The organism is Pseudomonas alkylphenolica (assembly GCF_004025535.1).
Taxonomy (GTDB): Bacteria; Pseudomonadota; Gammaproteobacteria; order Pseudomonadales; family Pseudomonadaceae; genus Aquipseudomonas; species Aquipseudomonas alkylphenolica_A.
Genome location: NZ_QJRG01000026.1, coordinates 1 through 755, shown reverse-complemented (window position 1 = coordinate 755; position 755 = coordinate 1). Strand labels below are relative to the sequence as shown.

The window sequence follows — 755 nt, the reverse complement described above, 5'->3', positions numbered from 1 at the left end:
CAAAGACGGCTCCGAACTGGTTGCCACTATCACCGGCGTAGACGGCCCTGGCTTTGAGAAACTCGAAGTCAAAGACGGTTCGGCGACGGCTAAAGTAGTCGACACTGAAACCGCCTCGACTGTCAGCTTGTCCGGCTCGGTACAGAACGAAGGCTCGACGGCGCAATACGTCTTCACCGCCACCCTCAGCCACGCCTCCCAGGGCGTGACGACGATCACCACCGACAAAGGTGTGATCACCATTGCCGACGGTGAAACCACCGGCACCCTGAAGATCGATGCGGCCAATGGCGAAGACGTCTACAAAGACGGTTCCGAGCTGGTTGCCACTATCACCGGCGTGAACGGCCCTGGCTTTGAAAAGCTGGAAATCAAAGACGGCAGTGGCTCCGCTACTGCGAAGGTCGTGGACACCGAAACTGCCTCGACCGTAAGCCTGTCCGGCTCGGTACAGAACGAAGGTTCGACGGCGCAATACGTCTTCACCGCCACCCTCAGCCACGCCTCCCAGGGCGTGACGACGATCACCACCGACAAGGGTGTGATCACGATCGCTGACGGTGAAACCACCGGCACCCTGAAGATCGATGCTGCCAACGGCGAAGATGTCTACAAAGACGGCTCCGAACTGGTTGCCACTATCACCGGCGTAGACGGCCCGGGCTTTGAAAAGCTGGAAATCAAAGACGGTTCGGCGACGGCTAAAGTAGTCGACACTGAAACTGCCTCGACTGTGAGCCTGACCGGTTCGGTAC

At 58.8% G+C, this 755-nt stretch carries 1 protein-coding gene; it reads left to right on the top strand.

All coding sequences use genetic code 11. From position 1 onward, the window contains the following. The coding region (locus DM813_RS28375) for an immunoglobulin-like domain-containing protein (protein ID WP_206617346.1) at positions 1-755 on the top strand (755 nt) is incomplete at both ends.